General features: G+C 60.9%; 21 protein-coding genes. 16 read left to right on the forward strand and 5 right to left on the reverse strand.

Annotated elements, in window-relative coordinates; translation table 11 throughout:
- The first annotated feature begins 10 nt into the window (after positions 1 to 10).
- A complete protein-coding gene (locus tag BLU25_RS01850; protein ID WP_016780665.1) occupies positions 11 to 667 on the forward strand; it encodes an amino acid ABC transporter permease in 657 nt (218 codons plus the stop codon).
- Positions 664 to 1,956: an NAD(P)/FAD-dependent oxidoreductase gene (locus tag BLU25_RS01855; protein WP_016780666.1), complete on the forward strand. Its 1,293-nt coding sequence runs from the start codon at positions 664 to 666 to the stop codon at positions 1,954 to 1,956. The genes BLU25_RS01850 and BLU25_RS01855 overlap by 4 nt, the downstream gene beginning before the upstream one ends.
- A gap of 61 nt (positions 1,957 to 2,017) precedes the next feature.
- Here the strand turns inward: BLU25_RS01855 and BLU25_RS01860 are convergent, their stop codons facing one another.
- The gene (locus BLU25_RS01860; RefSeq protein ID WP_016780667.1) at positions 2,018 to 2,239 is read right to left on the reverse strand and encodes a YgdI/YgdR family lipoprotein; all 222 of its coding nucleotides are present in this window, start codon (positions 2,237 to 2,239) and stop codon (positions 2,018 to 2,020) included.
- A 14-nt stretch (positions 2,240 to 2,253) separates the two neighbouring features.
- On the reverse strand, positions 2,254 to 3,174 hold the full coding sequence (locus BLU25_RS01865) for a LysR substrate-binding domain-containing protein (protein ID WP_083369489.1): 921 nt from the start codon (positions 3,172 to 3,174) through the stop codon (positions 2,254 to 2,256).
- 203 nt (positions 3,175 to 3,377) lie between these two features.
- On the opposite strand from BLU25_RS01865, the gene BLU25_RS01870 reads away from it, so the two are divergent.
- The gene (locus tag BLU25_RS01870; protein ID WP_016780669.1) at positions 3,378 to 4,316 is read left to right on the forward strand and encodes a DMT family transporter; all 939 of its coding nucleotides are present in this window, start codon (positions 3,378 to 3,380) and stop codon (positions 4,314 to 4,316) included.
- A 16-nt stretch (positions 4,317 to 4,332) separates the two neighbouring features.
- Here BLU25_RS01870 and BLU25_RS01875 read toward each other — a convergent pair whose 3' ends face one another.
- Complete coding sequence (locus tag BLU25_RS01875; protein WP_016780670.1) at positions 4,333 to 5,007, reverse strand: histidine phosphatase family protein; 675 nt, start codon at positions 5,005 to 5,007, stop codon at positions 4,333 to 4,335.
- 260 nt (positions 5,008 to 5,267) lie between these two features.
- Here BLU25_RS01875 and BLU25_RS01880 point away from each other — a divergent pair, with 260 nt between their 5' ends.
- From BLU25_RS01880 to BLU25_RS01915, 8 genes are all read left to right on the forward strand, one after another.
- Positions 5,268 to 5,972: a YoaK family protein gene (locus tag BLU25_RS01880; protein ID WP_029611380.1), complete on the forward strand. Its 705-nt coding sequence runs from the start codon at positions 5,268 to 5,270 to the stop codon at positions 5,970 to 5,972.
- Positions 5,973 to 6,052: 80 nt separating this feature from the next.
- Complete coding sequence (gene hutC / locus BLU25_RS01885; protein ID WP_016780672.1) at positions 6,053 to 6,805, forward strand: histidine utilization repressor; 753 nt, start codon at positions 6,053 to 6,055, stop codon at positions 6,803 to 6,805.
- 299 nt (positions 6,806 to 7,104) lie between these two features.
- Entirely contained in the window at positions 7,105 to 8,265 is a 1,161-nt protein-coding gene (locus tag BLU25_RS01890) for a CaiB/BaiF CoA transferase family protein (RefSeq protein WP_016780673.1), read from the forward strand.
- Positions 8,262 to 9,404 carry an acyl-CoA dehydrogenase family protein gene (locus BLU25_RS01895; RefSeq protein WP_016780674.1) on the forward strand — a complete coding sequence of 381 codons (1,143 nt, stop codon included), beginning with the start codon at positions 8,262 to 8,264 and terminating at the stop codon, positions 9,402 to 9,404. The genes BLU25_RS01890 and BLU25_RS01895 overlap by 4 nt, the downstream gene beginning before the upstream one ends.
- 76 nt (positions 9,405 to 9,480) lie before the next feature.
- Positions 9,481 to 10,908: a purine-cytosine permease family protein gene (locus tag BLU25_RS01900; RefSeq protein WP_016780675.1), complete on the forward strand. Its 1,428-nt coding sequence runs from the start codon at positions 9,481 to 9,483 to the stop codon at positions 10,906 to 10,908.
- 36 nt (positions 10,909 to 10,944) lie between these two features.
- Positions 10,945 to 11,694 carry an electron transfer flavoprotein subunit beta/FixA family protein gene (locus tag BLU25_RS01905; protein WP_016780676.1) on the forward strand — a complete coding sequence of 250 codons (750 nt, stop codon included), beginning with the start codon at positions 10,945 to 10,947 and terminating at the stop codon, positions 11,692 to 11,694.
- A gap of 2 nt (positions 11,695 to 11,696) precedes the next feature.
- On the forward strand, positions 11,697 to 12,626 hold the full coding sequence (locus BLU25_RS01910; RefSeq protein ID WP_016780677.1) for an electron transfer flavoprotein subunit alpha/FixB family protein: 930 nt from the start codon (positions 11,697 to 11,699) through the stop codon (positions 12,624 to 12,626).
- Positions 12,627 to 12,811: 185 nt separating this feature from the next.
- Entirely contained in the window at positions 12,812 to 13,273 is a 462-nt protein-coding gene (locus BLU25_RS01915) for a hypothetical protein (RefSeq protein WP_016780678.1), read from the forward strand.
- A gap of 51 nt (positions 13,274 to 13,324) precedes the next feature.
- Here the strand turns inward: BLU25_RS01915 and BLU25_RS01920 are convergent, their stop codons facing one another.
- Positions 13,325 to 13,654 carry a hypothetical protein gene (locus BLU25_RS01920; protein ID WP_016780679.1) on the reverse strand — a complete coding sequence of 110 codons (330 nt, stop codon included), beginning with the start codon at positions 13,652 to 13,654 and terminating at the stop codon, positions 13,325 to 13,327.
- Positions 13,655 to 14,239: 585 nt separating this feature from the next.
- Between BLU25_RS01920 and selD the strand changes: the two genes are divergently transcribed.
- Together selD and mnmH are read left to right on the forward strand one after the other, a co-directional pair.
- Positions 14,240 to 15,274: a selenide, water dikinase SelD gene (gene selD, locus BLU25_RS01925; protein ID WP_083369490.1), complete on the forward strand. Its 1,035-nt coding sequence runs from the start codon at positions 14,240 to 14,242 to the stop codon at positions 15,272 to 15,274.
- On the forward strand, positions 15,274 to 16,371 hold the full coding sequence (mnmH, locus tag BLU25_RS01930) for a tRNA 2-selenouridine(34) synthase MnmH (RefSeq protein WP_029611381.1): 1,098 nt from the start codon (positions 15,274 to 15,276) through the stop codon (positions 16,369 to 16,371). Before selD ends, mnmH begins: the two co-directional genes overlap by 1 nt.
- Before the next feature lie 67 nt (positions 16,372 to 16,438).
- Here the strand turns inward: mnmH and BLU25_RS01935 are convergent, their stop codons facing one another.
- Entirely contained in the window at positions 16,439 to 17,770 is a 1,332-nt protein-coding gene (locus BLU25_RS01935; protein ID WP_083369491.1) for an amidohydrolase, read from the reverse strand.
- A gap of 191 nt (positions 17,771 to 17,961) precedes the next feature.
- On the opposite strand from BLU25_RS01935, the gene BLU25_RS01940 reads away from it, so the two are divergent.
- From BLU25_RS01940 to benB, 3 genes are all read left to right on the forward strand, one after another.
- Entirely contained in the window at positions 17,962 to 18,918 is a 957-nt protein-coding gene (locus BLU25_RS01940) for an AraC family transcriptional regulator (RefSeq protein ID WP_016780683.1), read from the forward strand.
- 221 nt (positions 18,919 to 19,139) lie between these two features.
- On the forward strand, positions 19,140 to 20,498 hold the full coding sequence (gene benA / locus BLU25_RS01945) for a benzoate 1,2-dioxygenase large subunit (RefSeq protein ID WP_083369492.1): 1,359 nt from the start codon (positions 19,140 to 19,142) through the stop codon (positions 20,496 to 20,498).
- Positions 20,495 to 20,983, forward strand: coding sequence for a benzoate 1,2-dioxygenase small subunit (benB, locus tag BLU25_RS01950; protein ID WP_029611382.1), 489 nt, complete (start codon positions 20,495 to 20,497; stop codon positions 20,981 to 20,983). The genes benA and benB overlap by 4 nt, the downstream gene beginning before the upstream one ends.
- Positions 20,984 to 20,989 lie beyond the last annotated feature (6 nt).

The following is a 20,989-nucleotide window of genomic DNA, read 5'->3' on the forward strand; positions in this document are numbered from 1 at the left end:
CAGGTAGTTTATGTTTCTCCAGGATGCGTTGGACTTTCTTCCGATTCTGCTCAAAGGCGCAGTGGTCACGGTGCAGGTCACGGCAGGTTCGTTCCTGCTCAGTTCCGTGATCGGCCTGATGTTTGCGCTGATGATGGTGTCGAAAATTCGCGCCATCGCATTGTTCGCCATTGGTGTGGTCAATGTGATTCGCGGGCTGCCGATCATTGTGCAGCTGTTTTATATCTATTTTGTCTTGCCCGATTTCGGTATCCAGCTCAGCGCCATGCAGGCCGGGGTGATCGGCCTGGGCATAGCCTATTCGGCCTATCAGGCGGAAAACTTCCGTGCCGGGATCCAGGCCATCGACCTGGGCCAGATCGAGGCTGCCGAGTCGTTTGGCATGCGCGGCCTGATGATCATGCGCCGTATCGTCCTGCCCCAGGCGTTTCGGATTGCCTTGCCGCCCTATGGCAATACCCTGGTGATGATGCTCAAGGACTCGTCGTTGGTGTCGACCATCACCGTGGCTGAAATGACTCGCCAGGGGCAACTGATCGCGTCGTCGACTTTTGAAAACATGACGGTCTACACCCTGGTGGCATTGCTCTATCTGTCGATGAGCTTGCCGCTGTCCTATGGTTTGCGTCGTCTGGAACGACGTTTTGCACTGCGCAGGCGCACATGAAAGCACCGTCGAAACTGATATTGCCGCCTTCACTGTGGTCGGCCACGGCCCGCCCCGGCGCATTGACCCAGGCGCTGGCGGAAAACAAGCGGGTGGATGTGGCAATTGTCGGCGCCGGTTACACCGGGCTGGTGACCGCACTGCGCCTGGCCGAGTCGGGCGTCAGTGTCTGCGTACTGGATGCCGGTGAGCCGGGCTGGGGCGCTTCGGGGCGCAACGGCGGGCAAGTGATCCCCGGGCTCAAGTACGACCCGGACCAGTTGCTCGAACGCTTTGGCGCCGAGCGTGGCGAAAAGATTATCGAGGCCTGCGGCGGGGCGGCCGATGAAGTGTTCTCGTTGATCCGCGAATACGGCATTGCCTGTGATGCCACGCGCAAGGGCTGGATCCAGCCGGCGTTTTCCAGCACCACCATGAAGGCCCTGGAACACCGCGCCCGGCAATGGCAGCAGCGAGGCGTAGCGGCCGAGTTGCTCGATGCCAGTGCGGTTTGCCAGCGTATCGGTACGCAAAATTATGTCGGCGGCTGGGTTGACCCGCGTGCTGGCAGCCTGCACCCGCTGAACTATGCCCGGGGCCTGGCCAGGTCGGCGCTGGGGCGTGGCGTGACCATCCACAGCGACACCCGGGTTACCGATTTGCGTCGTGTGGGTCCGCTGTGGCAATTGACGGCCGCACAGGGCCACACCGTGACGGCCGAACGCGTGGTGCTGGCCACCAATGGCTATACCGACGGCTTGTGGCCGGGGCTGCGGCAAACGGTACTGGCCGCCAATAGCTTCCTGATAGCTACCCGACCGCTTTCAGCGGAGCTGCGCAAAACCATTTTGCCGGGTGGGGAAGTGTGCTCGGATGCGCGGCGCCTGTTGCTGTACTTCAAGCAGGATGCCCAGGGGCGTGTATTGCTGGGTGGGCGCGGGCCGTTTTCCGAGCCGCGCCGCGCCGAAGACTGGGCGCATCTGGAGCGCTCGCTGATCAGCTTGTTTCCGCAACTGGCAGGCGTGGCGATCGAATACCGCTGGAGCGGGCGGGTAGCGCTTAATCACAGCGTGCTGCCGCAGTTGCACGAACCGCAACCGGGCCTGTCGATCCTGATGGGTTACAACGGCCGCGGCATTGCAATGGCGACCACCTTGGGCAAGCACCTGGCAGCACGGGTTTCGGGGGCCAGCAATGACTTCCCGTTCCCGGTCACGCCGATTCGCCGCATCCCCTTCCACAGCCTGCAACGTCTGTATGTGGCGGCGGGTATCAGCTACTACCGGCTGCTGGATGCGTTGAATGAGTAACGGCTTTGGTGCGTGGTGAGCGGCAAGTTAAAATGCGCTGCTTGCCGCTGGCTGCCCGTGTTCAATCTGCCTTGATGGTTGAGACATCCTCGGCCCGAACCTTGACGTGCTTGCCGGCGATATCGACAAACTCGTAGAAGCCGTCCTTGTTGGTGGTGACGGGCAGGTCCTTGGTCAGGTATTGCGTGCCGTTTTGCAGGGTCACCACGCTCGGAGTCGCGCAGCCCGCCAGTCCCAGCAAGGCCACTAGCAGCAGGGGTAAACCGGTAACCTTGATCTTCATGCATGTACCTTGAGCTATGGGCAAGTTGGAGAGAAATCGCGCCGGGCTTGATCAAGCAGCCAGCGCTGGAAAGTCATTGCTGCATCAGACAGCGTTTTTTGCCGAGAGTGCGCCAGATGATCGGCGTTTGTACTTAAAAATTCAAACGCGCCGACGCGGCACAGTTCACCTCGCTCGATTTTGTCGCGAACCATAAAGTCCCAGCCCAGACCCACCCCCATGCCTTGCACGATCGCCTGATAAGCGAGGGTGACCTGATTGAAGGTGGGGCGTTGCGCATCGGCCTTGTGTTCCAGGCCAAAATGGTTGAACCAGTCGCGCCAGTCCATGCAGTTCCAGCCTGATGCATCCAGTTCGATCAAGGGCAGGCCTTGCAGGTCGGCAGGTTGGTTGATGCTGCTCAACACCAGGTCGGGGCGGGCCACCGGGTAGACCTTCTCGGCAAACAGCGGCTCGGCACTCAGCGATGACCACTGGCCGGCGCCGTACAAGATGCAGAAGTCGTAATCGGCGACGCTGGATTCGTCGATATCGTTGCTGGCATGGATGTTCACCGTGATCGACGGGTGCTCGGTGTTGAAGGCGAGCAAACGTGGAAACAACCAGAACTGCGCCACCGCATGGGTACACAGCACGGTGACGGCATTGGGCGCATGGGCTGCCTTGATCCGGTTGACGCTGTGTTGCAGGCGTTCGAGCAGGGTGCTGACTTCACTGAACAGGCTGGCGCCGGCGAGGGTCAGGCCAATACCCCGGGCCTGGCGCTCGAACAGGGCCAGCTTGAGGTGGTCTTCCAGGGCGCGGATCTGTTTGCTGACGGCGCTTTGGGTGAGGCACAACTCGCTGGCGGCACGGGTAAAGCTGCCATTGCGGCCTACGGCTTCGAAGGTGATCAGGGTGGCCAGGGGCGGCAGGTTCTTGGTGTAGCGGTTCATGGCGGCCTTTTTGAATGGTGTGGGAGCGGGCTTGCCCGCGATGCGGTCTGTCAGCTAAACCGCAGTGTTGCCATCGCGAGCAAGCCCGCTCCCACAGGGTATAAGCCATTCCGTGGTGGAATACCAGCATGCCAATTGATCTTTTGTTCTTGGACTGCGAACCGCCTATTCTCGCTCGATATCGATCAGCCTGAGAGCGCGACATGAAACGCGGGATAGTCTATGCCGGCATGGCCGGGGCGGTGTGGGGGCTGGTGTTCCTGGTGCCCAAGCTGTTGCCGGAGTTCAGCCCGCTGTTGCTCAGCTGCGGGCGTTTTATCGTGTATGGCGCGGTGTCACTGGTGCTGCTGTTACCCAATGCCCGGCGCTTGCTGCTCCAGCTCAGCCGCCGCGATGTGCTGACCCTGGTCAAGTTCGCCCTGCTGGGCAATCTGATTTATTACATGCTGCTGGCCGCCTCGGTGCAGTGGGTGGGTATCGCGGCGGCCTCGCTGATTATCGGGGTATTGCCGCTGAGTATTACCTGGCTGGGCCGCCGCGATGCCGGGGCGGTTCCCCTGGCGCGGCTGGCATGGCCGTTGCTGCTGGTGCTGGGCGGGGTGCTGTGCATCAATCTCGAAGCCCTGTTCGGCGACACCTCACCACAGCCGCTGGGCACCAAGGTGCTCGGTGTGCTGTGCGGTATCGGCGCCTTGCTGTGCTGGAGCTGGTTCGCCATCGAGAATGCGCGGTATTTGAAGCTCAGCCGCTTTGACAGTGGCGAGTGGTCGACGTTGTGGGGAGTGACCACCGGGGTGCTGGGTGTGCTGATCTGGGGGGTTGCCCATTGGCTGGCGGTGGACGCGGTGACCGTCGAGGCCACGGACCAGCGCTGGCAGATGTTCTGGCTGGTCAACCTGGCCTGCGCCGTGCTCGGCTCGTGGTTTGGTAATCGCATGTGGAATGCCGCGTCCCGGCGTTTGCCGTTGACCCTGAGCGGGCAGTTGATCGTGTTTGAAACGGTGTTTGCGCTGCTCTACGGCTTTATCTACCTGCAACGCTGGCCCAGCGGGGTAGAAACCCTGGCGGTGTTGATGCTGCTGGGCGGGGTCAGTTGGGCGGTGCGCCGGCATGCCCCGGCGCGCACCGCGCTCGCGCCGTGATCCGGGTGCAGGCAGATCAGGTCGGGCACGCCTTGGAGCCATTGTTCAGGTCTTGTTTGTCGACGCGGCTGAGCAGGCTGGCCTTGCCGTCTTTCCAGGTCAGGGTCAGCACATACAACGAGTCAAAGTCGCCGCCGGACCAGTCTTCAGTCAACGAAGTCTTCTGGCCCAGGGCCTGGCTGGCAACGCTGTTGATCAGTTCCGGCAAGTAGCCGTGGGACCAGGCGGTGTAGATGGTTGAGCTGTGGTACTGGTCGTCGGTCAGTTCCTTGGCCAGTTGGCGGGTGTCGTTGGCCGAGTACTCCAGGTTGATCGGCAAGCCCAGCTTGATGGCGCTCGGGTTGATGGTCATCAGCGGGCGCACATAGCTGTAAGCGTCATCGTCGGCGCCTTCTTCGACCTGGCGCGAAGGGTTGGCGGCAAATACGTAGTCAGCCTTGCCGTAGCGTTGCGGCAGCAGGGTGGCCAGGTCAATCGCCCGGTTCAGCCCCTGGCAGGTCAGCTGGCCGAGGCCATCGGCAGGTTTTTCGGCATGGCGCAAAAACACCAGGGTTTGCACACCGTCCACCGGTCGGGCAAAGACGTCATCCGCGTGTACCGCCAATGCCACAGCGCCGGCAACCAGGAGCAGCGGGATCGCCGCCAGGGCATAGGGCTTGAGTCGAGGTTTAATCCAAACAGACTGGTTCATGGGGATCTTCTGCATACAGCTGTTAAGGCTGACCGGCCTGGCACAGCGGGCATGGCCGCCCCTGTGTTGATCCTTGTCATTGCTGCAAACCTGAGCTTCTCATCCTTGGCAGAAGCGTTTATTAGATGCCTTTTTCGCAATTGGTTCGATTTTACCTGCGCAAGAACACGAATAGTCCTACAGGACGAATGCTATGGTGGCTTTTTTATATGACAAAATCGTTCACTCTTTAGTCGGGTATTCCTACAGAGGCTTGCGCCATGCTTCCAGCGCCACTGCGAAAACCGAGCAACCCCGTGCATGTGCGAGTGCGAGCCTGGCGCGGCCGGGTAGGGCTGGCGATGGTGGCCAGCCTGTCGGTACTGGCGGGCATGACTGATGCCATCGGCTTTCTGGCCACCGGTGATTTTGTTTCATTTATGAGTGGCAATACCACGCGCCTGGCAGTGGCCATCGGTGATGGTGACCTGGGTATGGCGGTGCGCCTGCTGTTTGCGGTGCTGGCGTTTATTGTCGGCAATGCCCTGGGGGTGTTGCTGGGGCGTTGGGGCGGGCGACGGGCCTTGCCGCTGATGCTGGTGATTGCCGGCTTGTTGTGTGCATCGGCCCTGCTGCCGTTCGCCAGCCAGGTCCCGGCTTTGCTGGCGGCAATCGTGGCAATGGGCATGCTCAATGCGGCGGTGGAACAGGTCAATGGCCTGCCGGTGGGCCTGACCTATGTGACCGGGGCGTTGTCGCGTTTTGGCCGCGGCCTGGGCCGCTGGTTGCTGGGTGAGCGCCGCAGTGGCTGGCGTGTGCAGCTGGTGCCCTGGACCGGGATGTTGCTGGGGGCAGTGTTGGGCGCGGTGCTGGAGGCGCAGTTCGGCCTCAGGGCCATGTTGTTCAGCGCCGGTTTGGCGGCTGTTTTGGGGCTAGTGTCGTTGCGCATTCCGCGACGTTGGCAACGCGATTACATGCCGCGTTAATCCCCCGTTTAGCTTGGCCCGGCCTGCGCGTAAACTGGCGCAGCCCGGCTGCATGCCCAGCCCTACGAACAGGAGTTGTTGTGTCCAAGTCAGTCGATGACCATTCACCCCTTGAGTCATTTTCCATTGAGAGCCCGGCGCCGCTGTATGCGCGGGTCAAGCAGGCGATCACGCAAAAAATCCGTTCCGGGGCCTGGTTGCCCAACTCCAGGCTGCCGTCCGAGAGTGAACTGCTCACCCTGTTGGGGGTGAGCCGCATGACCATCAACCGCGCATTGCGCGAGCTGACCATCGAAGGGCTGCTGGTGCGCATGCAGGGGGTGGGTACATTTGTTGCCGTGCCCAAGGGCAATGCGGCGTTGTTCGAGATTCGCAATATCGCCCAGGAAATCGCTGACCGTGGCCACGTGCATCGCTGCGAGGTGATTGTGCTCGAAGAGGTGGCGGCCAAGGCCACGCCTGTGCTGCCGTTTGCCCTGGACGGGGTCAAGCGCTTGTTCCACTCGCTGATGGTGCATTACGAAAACGAGGTGCCGGTGCAGATCGAGGAGCGCTATGTGAACGCCGAGATTGCCCCTGAGTACCTGCAACAGGACTTCACTCGAACCACGGCCTATGCCTACCTGATGAACCTGGCGCCACTGACCGGTGGCGAGCATGAGGTCGAAGCGATTCATGCCACGTCGGCGCAATGCCGGCTGTTGAACGTCAAGCGCAACGAGCCGTGCCTGCTGATTCGCCGCCGCACCTGGGCTGCCCAGGGGCTGGTAGGGTGTGCTCGGCTGGTCTACCCCGGTTCACGCTACCGCCTGCAAGGGCAGTGCGGCACCTAGGAGGCATGGGTCGCGGGTAGCGGTGTGTTACTCGCGTTACTTTTGGTGCGTTTTTGTTACCTTCCTACCTGCATATGCACAAAGTTGCGGCAACTTTTTGCAGTGTTGTCCCGCCTGAGTTTTTTCTTTTAAAAAATATAAATTTTTTAACTGTCTGATTTTAAACATATTTAAATTTAATGTTGAAGCTGTGGGCGCAATGCTTGCGGCGTGTTGGCCCCTCACTTGCATTCACTTGTACATACAGGTTGGTATAAGTGCGCAGTTGCTGCGCTGCTTGAGTCTTAGAGGGGGGGAGCATGGATAACAATCCGTTTACGCAACAACTGCAGGGGGTGCGGGTGCTGGATATCAGCCGTGTGCTGGCCGGACCTCATTGCACCGCCATGCTGGCGGATCTGGGGGCCGACGTGATCAAGTTCGAAGTACCCGAGGAGGGCGATGATGCCCGTCACCTGGGGCCGTTTCTGGATGGCGAAAGCGTGTATTTCGGCCTGATCAACCGCGGCAAGCGCAGCGTTGAGATCGACTTTAAAAACCCGGCGCAGCGCCAGCGTTTTTATGAGCTGGTGGCCGATGCCGATGTGCTGGTGGAGAACTTCCGCCCCGGCGTGACGCAGCGCCTGGGCATCGATTTTGACAGCCTCAAGCAGCACAACCCGCGGCTGATCTACGCCAGCATCTCCGGTTTTGGCCAGCAAGGGCCGCTGTCAAAGCGCCCGGCCTACGACATTGTGGCGCAAGCCATGTCCGGCCTGATGAGCGTGACCGGTTTTGCTGCCACCGGCCCCACCCGCAGTGGGGAGGCGATCGGCGACCTGTGTGCCGGGGTGTATGCAGCCTGGGCGATCAGCTCGGCGCTGTTTGCCCGGGAGCGGCATGCTCCGGGAGCGCAGTACATCGATGTGGCCATGTTTGATGTGTTGTTCAGTCTGCAGGTGACCGGCCTGTCCAACCTCTATGCCAAGGGCGTGGCGCCCGGGCTGGTAGGCAATCGGCATCCGGTCTCCACCCCGTTTGACACCTACCGCGCAGCGGATGGCCTGGTGGTGATTGCGGTGGCGAGCAATCGTTTGTTCGAGCGCCTGTGCCAGTGCATGGGCCAGCCGGAGCTGGCGAGCGATGCGCGCTTTATCGATGACAGCCAGCGCACCTTGCACGAGCCGGCACTGCATGCCGCCATTGAACGCTGGACCGCGCAGCACAGTGTGGAACAGTTGTGCGACGGCCTGCTCGATGCCGGAGTGCCGTCGTCGCCGGTGTGGGACCTGCAGCAGGCGGCCAGCAGTGAACATGCCCGGGTCCGCCAGTTGCAGGTTCAACCCGAAGGCGCGGCGCTGGCACTGGTGCCGCAACCGGTGTTCTTCAATGGCCGTAAACCTCATAGCACTAACATCGCCCCGCGTCTGGGCGCCGACAACGCCGAATTCGGCTTCAGCAAGGCAGGAGTACACCCATGAACTTTGAAATGACTGCAGAAGAATTGGCCGTCGTCGACAGTGCCGAACAAGTGGCCCGCGAAGTGATCCAGCCCCTGGCCCAGCACTATGACGAAACCGAAACGTTCTGCCTGGCCAGCATCAAGGCATTGGGCGACCTGGGCTGCATGGGCATCAACCTGCCGGAAGAATATGGCGGCCCGGGCATCGGCAGCCTGGCCATGAGCCGCGTGGTGGAAGCGGTAGCAGGGGCCTGTGCCTCCACCGCGTCGGCCATGACCGCGCACTTCCTGGCCACGGACTCGATCCTGCTGGGCGGCACCGAGGAGCAAAAGCAGGAATGGTTACCACGCGCGGCCAGCGGTGAACTGCTTGGCGCCTTTGCCCTGACTGAACCGGCGGCGGGCTCCAACCCGGCCGACATGCGCAGCCGCGCCGTGCGTGAAGAAGGCGGCTGGCGGGTGCGCGGCAGCAAGCACTACATCACCAACGCCAAGGAAGCCGACTTTATCGTGCTCTACGTCAAGACGGACGCCGAAGCCGGCCACAAGGGCATCAGCGCATTTATGGTGCCCCGGGGCACGGCCGGTATCACATTCTCCAGCCCGGAAAAAACCATGGGCCTGCGCGGCAGTACCATTTATGAACTGGCGCTGGACTGCTGGCTGCCGGCGTCGGCGCTGCTCGGTGTTGAAGGTCAGGGTTTCAACACGGCGATGGCGGTGCTGGATCGCGGTCGGGTAGAAGTGGCGGCCATGTCCCTGGGCATCGCCAATGCGGCATTGCAGGCGAGTTTGAGCTGGGTGCGCGAACGCCAGATCGGGCCCAAGCCGCTGGCGGCGTATCAGGGCACGCAATGGCGCCTGGCTGATATGTACGCGCAACTGGAATGCGCGCGCCTGCTGACCATGAAAGCTGCCGCCCGGCGTGACAGCGGCGAGCGTTTCAGCCTGGACTCGGCCACGGCAAAACTGGTGGCCGCCGAATGCGCCGGGTTTATCACTGATGCCGCGCTGCAACTGCATGGTGGTTACGGTTACAGCCGCGACTTGCCGCTGGAGCGCTATGTGCGCGATGCGCGGATCCTGCGGATTTTTGAAGGCACCTCCGAGGTGCAGAAAATCATCATCTCCCGCGCCTTGCTCGACGCGGCCAGATAACCAGCGGCCAAGGATTGGAAAAGTCTTTCCCATAACAACACGGCGCACCCCGGGTGCCAGCCTGAAGGAACTGCTTATGTCCACGCTCAACCAAGATTCACCGCGGGCCTCGCTGGTCGAACAGCGTTCCATTGATTACATCCCCGAGTCGGAGCGCCACGGGCGACTGTTCAGTCAGTTCACCCTGTGGTTCGGGGCCAACCTGCAAGTCACCGCCATTGTCACCGGGGCCTTGGCCGTGGTGTTGGGTGGCGATGTGTTCTGGTCGTTGATCGGCCTGCTCATCGGGCAGGTGCTGGGCGGCACCATCATGGCGCTGCATGCGGCGCAAGGGCCGAAACTGGGCTTGCCGCAGATGATCTCCAGCCGGGTGCAGTTCGGCGTCTACGGCGCGGTGATTCCCATCGTGCTGGTGTGCCTGATGTATGTGGGCTTTTCGGCCAGCGGTTCGGTGCTGGCCGGGCAGGCGGTGGGGCAGTTGGTGGGGGTGAGCGACTCGTGGGGCATCCTGATCTTTGCCGCGCTGATCGTGCTGCTGACCATCCTGGGCTATCGCACCATCCACATGATCGGCCGGGTGGCGAGCGTGGTCGGGGTGCTGGCGTTTTTCTATCTGTTCTACACCTTGATTTCGCAAAACGACATAGGCCTGTTGCTGAGCAACAAACACTTTGCCCTGAGCAGTTTTCTGTTGGCGATTTCGTTGTCAGCCTCCTGGCAGATCGCCTTTGGGCCTTATGTGGCGGACTACTCGCGCTACTTGCCAGCCTCGACCTCATCGCTGAAAACCTTTCTGGCGGTGGGCCTGGGCTCGGTGGTGGGCTCGCAGATCTCGATGGTCTTTGGCGTGTTCGTGGCGGCGCTGGCGGGCAACCAGTTTGCCGGGCATGAGGTGTCGTACATCGTCGGCATGGGGGCGAGCGGGGCGATGGCGGCGCTGCTGTATTTTTGTGTGGTGTTCGGCAAGGTGACCATCACCACACTCAATGCCTACGGCAGTTTCATGTCCCTGGCCACCATCGTCAGCGGTTTTCGCGGCAACCATGAAATCTCGAAAACCCTGCGCCTGTTTTACATCCTGCTGATGGTCGGTTTTGCCACCGCACTGGCCTTGCTCGGGCAGCATTCGTTCCTCAAGGATTTCTCGGCATTTATCCTGTTTTTGCTGGCATTTTTCACGCCCTGGAGCGCGATCAACCTGGTGGACTTCTACCTGATCAGCAAGGAGCGCTACGACGTACCGGCGCTGCCTAACCCGAATGGCCGATACGGTCGCTGGAACCTGCACGGTATTGTGGTGTACGCCTTCGGGGTGGTGGTGCAGTTGCCGTTTATCGCCACCAGCTTTTATACCGGGCCTTTGGTGGAGCCTCTGGGCGGCACCGATATCTCGTGGATCATTGGCCTGACGTTGCCGGCGCTGGTGTATTACTTCGTGGCGCGCAACTCGGGGCAGTCGGTGCCGGATCAATTGATTTTGCCTGTCGAGCCCGCAACGGTTTAGGGCTTTTCCATTCAAGTAGCCATAGAGGGAGCAACAATGAAGGTGCTGGCCTGTATCAAGCGCGTGGTCGATTACAACGTCAAGGTTCGCGTCAAGGCGGACAACTCCGGCGTTGACCTCGCCAACGTCAAGATGTCGATGAACCCCTTCTGCGAAATCGCCGTGGAAGAAGCCGTGCGCCTGAAAGAAAAAGGCGTTGCCACTGAAATCGTCGTCGTCTCCATCGGCCCGACCACTGCTCAGGAACAGCTGCGTACCGCGCTGGCTCTGGGTGCCGATCGCGCCATTCTCGTCGAGTCCGCCGAAGACCTGACCTCGCTGGCCGTGGCCAAGCTGCTCAAGGCCGTTGTCGACAAGGAGCAACCTCAGCTGGTGATCCTGGGCAAACAGGCCATCGACAGCGACAACAACCAGACTGGCCAGATGCTGGCTGCGCTGACCGGTTTCGGCCAGGGTACGTTCGCCTCCAAGGTTGAAGTGGCAGGTGACAAGGTTGCCGTCACGCGTGAAATCGACGGCGGCGCGCAAACTGTTTCGCTGAGCTTGCCGGCGATCATCACCACCGACCTGCGTTTGAATGAGCCGCGTTATGCGTCCCTGCCAAACATCATGAAAGCCAAGAAAAAGCCGCTTGAAGTGCTGACGCCAGACGCGTTGGGTGTTTCGACTGCTTCGACCCACTCGACCCTCAAAGTTGAAGCCCCGGCTGCACGCAGCGCGGGTATCAAGGTCAAGTCGGTGGCTGAACTGGTCGAGAAACTGAAAAACGAAGCGAAGGTGATCTGAACATGACGGTCCTGGTACTTGCAGAACATGATGGTGTCGGTATTGCATCGGCAACCCTGAACACGCTGGCGGCGGCTGGCCAAATCGGCGCTGACATTCACCTGCTGGTGGCCGGGCAGGGGCTGGGCAGCGTAGCGCAGGCGGCAGCTCAGATCGCAGGCGTGGCCAAAGTGCTGGTTGCGGATAACGCGGCTTACGCCCATCAGTTGCCGGAAAACCTTGCCCCGCTGATAGCAGAGCTGGGTGCCGGCTACAGCCATATCCTGGCCGCCGCGACCTCCAACGGCAAAAACATCCTGCCGCGCGTTGCTGCGCAGCTGGACGTTGACCAGATCTCCGAGATCATCTCGGTGGTCAGCGCCGACACCTTCACCCGCCCGATCTACGCCGGTAACGCCATTGCCACCGTGCAGTCCACTGCGCCAGTGAAGGTGATCACCGTGCGTGCCACCGGTTTCGACCCGGTTGCCGCCCAAGGTGGTTCGGCAGCGGTTGAGGCGGTTGCAGCGGTTCACGATGCAGGCACGTCGTCGTTCGTGGGCGAGGTACTGGCCAAGTCGGACCGCCCTGAGCTGACCGCCGCCAAGGTCGTGGTTTCCGGTGGGCGCGGCATGCAGAACGGCGACAACTTCAAGTACCTGTATGCCCTGGCTGACAAGCTGGGAGCAGGGGTCGGCGCATCCCGCGCGGCGGTGGACGCAGGCTTTGTACCCAACGACATGCAGGTCGGTCAGACCGGTAAAATCGTTGCGCCACAGCTGTATATCGCGGTGGGCATTTCCGGCGCGATCCAGCATCTGGCCGGCATGAAAGACTCCAAGGTGATCGTGGCGATCAACAAGGACGAAGAAGCGCCGATTTTTCAGGTGGCCGATTATGGCCTGGTGGCGGACCTGTTCGACGCCGTGCCTGAGCTGGAGCAGGCGGTCTGACATCCTGTGGGAGCCTGCTCCCACAGGAAACAACCACCTGCCAGAAGGACAATTTTTGCCACAATCCGTTTTGTAGTTCAGTAGATGCCAGTGCCGGTAGATGTGTAGATTTCCGACGGTTACAGCCCATCCTTATTACATTGTTTCGAGGGGGAAACATGTCGGATAACTTGACCAGGAATCTAGTGAACGCACTTGTACTCGTGACCAGTTTGGCCCCTGCCGGTTCTGTGCTGGCAGATGGGGCAGTCAACGATCCGTTGTATATAGCCGGCGATTATAAATGCACGGGCTTTGACAGCCATGACGGCGCCTTCAAGGGCGATCTGAGTTTCAAGGTGGATGAAAAATCCAGCCACTTCAGCCAGAACTTTGGTGCCTACACGTTCAAGCTTGAAGTTGACCTGGGTAGCGACAAGGCCATCTATACAGGCTACGCCGCGGCCCAGGGCCAGCAACTGGCGATGTACTTTGCCAATGACAGCCTGGAGGCCGCCACCGATCGCGGAGTCGGGCTCGCGACCATCACCCGGGACCAGGACAGCAAGGGGCAATACACCACCACGCTGCACAAGTCCTATTACCTGCCTGACTACAATGGCGGCGGCCGAGGCACGGAAGTCTGCATTAAAACCCCGCAAGCATGAAATTGAAAAAGCCCCGGGGGTTGTCCGGGGCTTTCTTGTACGGCGGGGCTATCAGCTGTAGCTGTTAACCTTGACCAGCGCAGGCGCGGTTTGCGCCTTTTGCCAGGTCAGGGTCAGGGTTTGCAGCACGCGCGCCATGTAGTCGCTATCGGCTGCAGCCTTTTTGCCCACGTAGCCTTGGCCACGGCGGTACATTTTGAGGTGGGCACGCATTTGTGGGCGTTCTTCCTCGAATCTGGTTTCTTCCTTGCACGACGTTACAGGATCGATACGCACATCACCGGCATCGCTGATCCACAGGATGTGGTCGTTCAGCGTGTCTTTCTGGGCAGCGAAGAGTCGAGCCAGCTCGTTAACAGTCGGTTGGTTATTCAGGTTCATGGCTAACTCCTTGACTACTCGTTGATCTGTCTAATTGATTCGCGCAACTGCACATGCAGCGCTGCGTAGTGTCCATCCAAAGCAGATCTGTCTTGAGTTCGTCATATGTAGTAGTAAAACCCGGCACTACATAAAGAGCGTAAAGCGAAGGAGAGCAGCGTGAACCAGGATGCCTGAGTGACATGACGCATCAGCCACAAGCTTCTTGAGGACGTTTCGCTAGCCCCTGTCGTCTTTGACGCGGACGATCAAGCCAGGTCAGCTTCATCAATTCTGCCTTGTGGGCAGTACCTATCCCGGAACAGCCCGACAGCTCGTCGAGCATGCTTGCAACAACCCTTTCCAGCGCTTCCGGTGGGGAAGACGTCTGCATAATGCTGGGGGAAAATCGTGCCGTCAATACGTATGTAGTGATTATTTTCAGGCACTACATATGTGACCGGCAGGTCGCTTTTCAGTATGCCGGTCACCCCTTGATGCAGACGCAATGCAGGCCGGGTACCGAGTGCGCGCGTGGCTTGCCGGCGCATGCAATGCTCGGCTCTGCTAGTATCTGCTGCTTTGAAATTGACCCGAGGTACCTTTATGAGCGAGCCGATCCGCCTGACCCAGTACAGCCACGGTGCGGGGTGCGGGTGCAAGATTTCGCCTCAGGTACTGGAAGTGATCCTTGCCGGCAGCGGCGCACAAAACCTCGACCCCAAGCTGTGGGTCGGCAATGCCTCGCGTGACGATGCTGCGGTCTATGCCCTGGATGACGAGCGCGGGGTGGTTTCGACCACCGATTTCTTTATGCCGATCGTCGATGACCCTTACGATTTCGGCCGTATTGCCGCCACCAATGCCATCAGCGACATCTATGCAATGGGCGGTGACCCATTGATGGCCATTGCGATTCTGGGCTGGCCGGTGCATCTGTTGCCGCCTGAAGTGGCCCGCGAAGTGATCCGCGGTGGTCGCGCCGTGTGTGATGACGCCGGCATCCCGCTGGCGGGCGGGCATTCCATCGATACCCCCGAGCCGATTTTCGGCCTGGCCGTGACAGGCGTGGTCAACAAGCGCCAGATGAAGCGCAATGACACCGCCACGGCGGGTTGCCTGTTGTACCTGACCAAGCCTCTGGGCATCGGTATCCTCACCACCGCCGAGAAAAAGGGCAAGTTGCGCACCGCCGATGTGGGCCTGGCGCGGGACTGGATGTGTACGCTGAACAAGGTGGGCAGCCAGTTTGCCAAACTCGACGGGGTCAAGGCCATGACCGATGTGACCGGTTTTGGCCTGCTCGGCCATCTGGTGGAAATGGCCGATGGCAGTCAGCTGACGGCACAGATCGAATATGCCAGGGTGCCGCGCCTGGCCTCGGTCGAGTATTACCTGGAACAGGGTTGCGTGCCGGGTGGCACCTTGCGCAACTATGACAGTTACGCCGCCCAACTGTCGCCGCTGCAAGAGCTGCACAAGCGTGTGCTTTGCGACCCGCAAACCAGTGGCGGCCTGCTGGTTGCAGTGAGCCCGGAAGGTAATCAGGCATTCCTGCAAATGGCCAGTGAGCATGGCCTGACCCTGGAGCCGATCGGCCAGTTGGTTGAGCGACAGACATACGCGGTTGAGGTGTCATGATGGCTGATGACGTCACCGACTATCGCGAGCTGTTTCTCAATGACCGGCCGATGATGGACACCCGCGCGCCGATCGAATTTCACAAGGGGGCGTTCCCCGGGGTGGTCAACCTGCCGCTGATGACCGACCGCGAGCGCGAGCGGGTGGGCACCTGCTACAAGCAGCAAGGCCAGCAGGCGGCGGTGGTGCTGGGCCACCAACTGGTGTCGGGGCAGGTCAAGGCCGAGCGCCTGCAGGCCTGGGCCGATTTTGCCCGGGCCAACCCCGAGGGTTGCCTGTACTGCTTTCGTGGCGGCATGCGCTCGCAGATTGTCCAGCAGTGGCTCAAGCACGATGCCGGGATCGATTACCCGCGCGTCACCGGCGGTTACAAGGCCCTGCGTAGCTTTCTGATCCAGACCCTGGACGATGCCGTGGCCCAGTGCGACATGACCGTGCTCGGCGGCATGACCGGCACTGGCAAGACCGATGTGCTGGTGCAGCTCAACAATGGCCTTGACCTGGAGGGCCATGCCAACCATCGCGGCTCAAGTTTCGGCAAGCGGGCCACGGCGCAGCCGTCGAATATCGACTTTGAAAATCGGCTGGCCATTGACGTGCTGAAGAAGCGCGCCAAGGGCCATGAAGGTTTTGTGGTTGAAGACGAAAGCCGCACGGTGGGTAGCTGCGCCTTGCCACTGACGTTGTATCAACGTATGCAGGGCGCCCCTGTGGTCTGGCTTGAAGACCGCCTGGAAAGCCGGGTTGAACGCATCCTGCGCGACTATGTAGTGGACTTGTGTGCCGAGTTCACCGCCAGCAATGGCGAACATGGCTTTGCCCTGTTCTCCCGGCGCCTGCTTGAAAGCCTGGCCAATATCCAGCGGCGCCTGGGCGGCGAGCGCCACCAGCGCTTGCAGGCAGTCATGCAAGAGGCCTTGCAGGAGCAGGAACGTTGCGGTGCGGTAGACCTGCACCGGGTCTGGATCGAAGCCCTGCTGCGCGAGTATTACGACCCGATGTACGCCTTCCAGCGCGAGAAAAAGGGCTCGCGCATTGCCTTTGCCGGGGATCAGGCCGCAGTGCTGGAATATCTGCGCAGCACACCCAGCCACTAGCCTGTGGCGCTGACGGCAAACCCGTCAGCGCCGTGCTGTCCGCGTGGGCAAGGTGTTTGCCTGCGCTTCAGCTGCCGCGCACCCGCCCCGGATAATTCATCACAAACTGCACATGGGCCTTCACCCCGGTGGCCAGGGTGGCATCGTCGGCGGTGAAGTAGGGGCTGTGGTTGTTGGCGGCCTTGCTCATGTCCTGCCCTTCAGGCGTAGCACCCAAAAATACAAACAATCCCGGGACTTTTTCGGCGTAGTACGAGAAGTCTTCGCTTGGCGACAGGGACGCAGGCAGCAACTGCACCTTGCCTGGCGCAGCCAGTTGCAGGGCCGGGACCATGGCTGCGGTCAGTTGCGGGTCGTTGCTGGTGACCGGCGCATGGTTGACCAGCAGCAGGTCGGCCTTGGCCTCGTAGGCGCTGGCAATGCCTTGTACCAGCGGCGGCATTTTTTTCAGCAGGGTGTCGCGCACCGCGGCGCTGTTGCTGCGAATGGTGCCGGTCATTTCCACGGTCTCGGGGATGATATTGGCCGCAGAACCGGCATTGAGCGTGCCGACACTAATCACCCCCATGCCTTGTGACAGGTCGGCACGGCGGCTGACCAGGGTTTGCAGGCCGTCGATGATGGCGGCGCTGGCCACCACCGGGTCAACCCCGCTCCAGGGCGCCGAGCCGTGGGTCTGCTGGCCTTTGACGATGAGGCGAAAGCCGTCGCTGCTGTTGAGCACGGTACCGGCCTTGTAATACAGATGACCGGTGGGGTAGCCCGCCATCACATGCACGCCAAAGATCGCTTCGACCTTGGGTGAGTCCAGGGCACCGTCGCGGATCATGGCCTGGGCGCCGATCAGGGTATCGGTTTCGAACTCGTCGACATCCGCCGCGCCTTCTTCGGCAGGCTGGAACAGGAATACCACGGTGCCGGCCACCTGGTCGCGATGCTCGGCCAGCACTCTGGCTGCGCCCAGCAGCATGGCGGTGTGGGTGTCATGGCCGCAGGCGTGCATCACCGGCACGGTTTTGCCCAGGCGGATACCGGTAGCCGTGCTGGCGTAGGGCAGGCCGGTCATTTCCTTGACGGGCAGGGCGTCCATATCGGCACGCAGGGCCACGACCGGCCCGGGCAGGCCGCCCTTGAGCACGCCAACGACGCCGGTCTTGCCGACGCCGGTGCGCACTTGCAGGCCCAAGCTTTTAAGCTGCTCGGCGACCAGGGCGGCGGTCTTGAATTCCTGATTACCCATCTCCGGGTTCTGGTGAAGGGTGTGGCGCAGCGAAATCACCTGGTCATTGACCGCCGCGACGGCGGGGTCGACCCAGCTCAGGTCAGCCGCATGGCTGGTTCCGGTCAGTGTGCTCAACAGGGCGAGGTACAAAGGGGCATGGCGAAGGCGGGGCAGCATCGAAAGTCTCTTGTTTGTTGTTTTTAGGGCGCACAGGGTAAGCCAGTTTTTTGCAGGGGCGGCGCAACCACCCGGCTAAAAGCGTTCGATTACCGCACATTAGCCGAGGGTCCAATTGCTCTGCCAGGGTCGGCGTGCCTACTCTGGCGCACGTGACGCCAATAATAATGACAACACCGAGTACCTGACCGATGGATAGCCGCCTGCTGAGCGAGCGCAGTAGTGTGTTCCGACATGCTGACCCCCATGCCGTGTCCGATTATGTGAACCGGCATGTTGGCCAGCACTGTATTGGCCTTTCCCGAACCACCCGGCCGCTGGCCAGCCTCAATCATCGCAAGTTCGCCGAGCTGGATCTGTGCCGTATCAGTTATGGCGGCAGTGTGCGCGTGACCTCGCCGGCACTGGAGAGCATCTTTCACTTGCAGGTGCTGCTGCGCGGCAATTGCCTGTGGCGCGGCGCCAATCGCGAGCAGCATCTGGGGCCGGGGGAGCTGCTGGTGATCAACCCGGATGATCCGGTGGATCTGACTTACTCTCAGGACTGTGAAAAGTTCATCCTCAAGCTGCCGGTCAAATTGCTTGAGTCGGTGTGTGACGATCAGCGCTGGCGGCGGCCGGCGGGCGGGGTGCGTTTTATGCGCAACCACTACCGGCTCGATGAGCTGGAAGGCTTTCTTGGCTTGCTGGGCATGGTGTGCCAGGAGTCCGAGGCCAGTGACCCGCTGCTGCGGGTGCAGGAGCATTACACGCAGATTGTCGCCAGCAAGTTGCTGACCCTGATGCAGACCAATATCAGCCGCGAAAACCTGGCATCTGCCAGTGCCAGTATTGAGCGCCTCCTTGATTACATCGAGCGCAACCTCAAGCAGGAAATCAGCAGCGAAGACCTGGCTGCGCAAGCGTGCATCAGCCAGCGCTCGCTCTACAGCCTGTTCGAGCGCCAGTTGGGCGTGACCCCCTTGCAGTACATCCGCCAGCGCAAGCTGACGCGTATCCACACTTGCTTGAGCGACCCCGGTTGCACGGTGCGCAGCCTCACCGAGCTGGCGCTCGATTATGGTTTTGTGCATTTGGGGCGGTTCTCCGAGAGTTACCGCCTGCAGTTTGGCGAACTGCCTTCGAGCACCCTCAAGCGCCGGCATTGAACGTGCCGCCACCTGCTGGGGTGGGAGCGGGCTTGCTCGCGATGGGATCGCTGCGGTGTCACAGGATCATCGCGTCGACTGCATCGCGAGCAAGCCCGCTCCCACAGCAATAACCGGCTGCCTGCACTAATCGGATAACGATTGGCAGTAATCGGATAGTGCCCCTCACCTCGATTCCCTAACCTGACCCGGCCTGGATAATAACAACGGAGGCCCTGGCCATGTCCCTGGGTATCGATTACTTGAATGCCATGCTGGAAGACGACAAGGAGAAGGGCATCTACCGCTGCAAGCGCGAGATGTTTACCGATCCCGACCTCTTTGAACTCGAAATGACGCATATCTTCGAGGGTAACTGGATCTACCTTGCCCACGAGAGCCAGATCCCCAACGTCAACGATTTTTTGACCACCACCATGGGCCGCCAGCCGATTTTCATCGCGCGCAACAAGGCCGGTGAACTCAACGCTTTTCTCAACGCCTGCAGCCATCGCGGCGCCATGCTGTGCCGGCACAAGACCGGCAACCGCGCCAGCTATACCTGCCCGTTCCACGGCTGGACCTTCAACAACAGCGGCAAGCTGCTCAAGGTCAAGGACCCGGCTGCGGCCGGCTACCCCGAAGGCTTTAACTGCGAAGGCTCCCATGACCTGACTAAAGTGGCGCGCTTCGAGTCCTATCGCGGCTTTCTGTTCGGTAGCCTCAACCCAGACGTGAAATCCCTGGCCGAGCACCTGGGCGAGTCGGCCAAGATCATCGACATGATCGTCGACCAGTCCGCCGATGGCCTGGAAGTGCTGCGCGGCTCCAGTTCCTATATCTATGAAGGCAACTGGAAACTCACCGCCGAAAACGGCGCCGATGGCTATCACGTCAGTTCCGTGCACTGGAACTACGCCGCCACGCAAAACCAGCGCACCCTGCGCGAAGCCGGTGAAGAGATCAAGACCATGAGTGCCGGCAGCTGGGCCAAGGGCGGCGGCGGTTTCTACTCGTTCGACCACGGCCATCTGCTGCTTTGGACCCGCTGGGCCAACCCCGAGGATCGCCCCGCCTGGGAGCGCCGTGACGAACTGGCCCGCGACTTCGGTCAGGCCCGCGCCGACTGGATGATCGAGAACTCGCGCAACCTGTGCCTGTATCCCAATGTGTACCTGATGGACCAGTTCAGCTCGCAGATTCGTATTGCCCGACCGATCAGCGTGAACCAGACCGAGATCACCATCTACTGCATTGCGCCCAAGGGCGAGAGCAGCGAGGCGCGCACCAAACGTATCCGCCAGTACGAAGATTTCTTCAACGTCAGTGGCATGGCCACCCCGGATGACCTGGAAGAGTTCCGCTCCTGCCAGACCGGTTACGGCGCAGGGCGCGGCTGGAATGACATGTCCCGCGGGGCTGAGCACTGGGTCGAGGGCGCCGATGCGGCGGCCGAGGAAATCGATCTCAAGCCGCTGCTCTCTGGTGTGCGCACCGAGGACGAAGGCCTGTTTGTGCTGCAACACAAGTACTGGCAGCAAACCATGCTCAAGGCCGCCGCCGGCGAACCGGCGCTGATCCCCGTGGAGGCCGTGCAATGAACAGCCTCTACGCGATTGTGCGCGACTTTCTGTACCGCGAAGCACGTTACCTGGACGACGGCCAGTGGGATCAATGGCTGGAGTTGTACGCCGCCGATGCCAGCTTCTGGATGCCGTGCTGGGATGACAACGACACCTTGACCGAAGACCCGCAAAGCGAAATCTCGCTGATCTGGTACGGCAACCGTGGTGGCCTGGAAGACCGCGTATTCCGCATCAAGACCGAGCGCTCCAGTGCGACCATCCCCGACACCCGTACCTCGCACAACCTGAGCAATATCGAGATCGTCGACGAAGCCGACGGCCTGTGCCATGTGCGGTTCAACTGGCACACCCTCAGCTATCGCTACAAGACCTGCGACAGCTACTTCGGCACCAGTTTCTACACCCTCGACATGCGCGGCCCGCAGCCGCTGATCAAGGCCAAGAAAGTCGTGCTCAAGAATGACTACGTGCGTCAGGTCATCGACATCTATCACATCTGATCAACG

Origin of the sequence: Pseudomonas fragi, assembly GCF_900105835.1 — a bacterium.
Lineage (GTDB): Bacteria > Pseudomonadota > Gammaproteobacteria > Pseudomonadales > Pseudomonadaceae > Aquipseudomonas > Aquipseudomonas fragi.

Bases quoted from the DNA above. Each gene is read 5' to 3' on its own strand.
- BLU25_RS01850 (WP_016780665.1), top strand. From the start codon at position 11: ATGTTTCTCCAGGATGCGTTGGACTTTCTTCCGATTCTGCTCAAAGGC.
- BLU25_RS01855 (WP_016780666.1), top strand. From the start codon at position 664: ATGAAAGCACCGTCGAAACTGATATTGCCGCCTTCACTGTGGTCGGCC.
- BLU25_RS01860 (WP_016780667.1), bottom strand. From the start codon at position 2,239: ATGAAGATCAAGGTTACCGGTTTACCCCTGCTGCTAGTGGCCTTGCTG.
- BLU25_RS01865 (WP_083369489.1), bottom strand. From the start codon at position 3,174: ATGAACCGCTACACCAAGAACCTGCCGCCCCTGGCCACCCTGATCACC.
- BLU25_RS01870 (WP_016780669.1), top strand. From the start codon at position 3,378: ATGAAACGCGGGATAGTCTATGCCGGCATGGCCGGGGCGGTGTGGGGG.
- BLU25_RS01875 (WP_016780670.1), bottom strand. From the start codon at position 5,007: ATGAACCAGTCTGTTTGGATTAAACCTCGACTCAAGCCCTATGCCCTG.
- BLU25_RS01880 (WP_029611380.1), top strand. From the start codon at position 5,268: ATGCTTCCAGCGCCACTGCGAAAACCGAGCAACCCCGTGCATGTGCGA.
- BLU25_RS01890 (WP_016780673.1), top strand. From the start codon at position 7,105: ATGGATAACAATCCGTTTACGCAACAACTGCAGGGGGTGCGGGTGCTG.
- BLU25_RS01895 (WP_016780674.1), top strand. From the start codon at position 8,262: ATGAACTTTGAAATGACTGCAGAAGAATTGGCCGTCGTCGACAGTGCC.
- BLU25_RS01900 (WP_016780675.1), top strand. From the start codon at position 9,481: ATGTCCACGCTCAACCAAGATTCACCGCGGGCCTCGCTGGTCGAACAG.
- BLU25_RS01905 (WP_016780676.1), top strand. From the start codon at position 10,945: ATGAAGGTGCTGGCCTGTATCAAGCGCGTGGTCGATTACAACGTCAAG.
- BLU25_RS01910 (WP_016780677.1), top strand. From the start codon at position 11,697: ATGACGGTCCTGGTACTTGCAGAACATGATGGTGTCGGTATTGCATCG.
- BLU25_RS01920 (WP_016780679.1), bottom strand. From the start codon at position 13,654: ATGAACCTGAATAACCAACCGACTGTTAACGAGCTGGCTCGACTCTTC.
- selD (WP_083369490.1), top strand. From the start codon at position 14,240: ATGAGCGAGCCGATCCGCCTGACCCAGTACAGCCACGGTGCGGGGTGC.
- mnmH (WP_029611381.1), top strand. From the start codon at position 15,274: ATGGCTGATGACGTCACCGACTATCGCGAGCTGTTTCTCAATGACCGG.
- BLU25_RS01935 (WP_083369491.1), bottom strand. From the start codon at position 17,770: ATGCTGCCCCGCCTTCGCCATGCCCCTTTGTACCTCGCCCTGTTGAGC.
- BLU25_RS01940 (WP_016780683.1), top strand. From the start codon at position 17,962: ATGGATAGCCGCCTGCTGAGCGAGCGCAGTAGTGTGTTCCGACATGCT.
- benA (WP_083369492.1), top strand. From the start codon at position 19,140: ATGTCCCTGGGTATCGATTACTTGAATGCCATGCTGGAAGACGACAAG.
- benB (WP_029611382.1), top strand. From the start codon at position 20,495: ATGAACAGCCTCTACGCGATTGTGCGCGACTTTCTGTACCGCGAAGCA.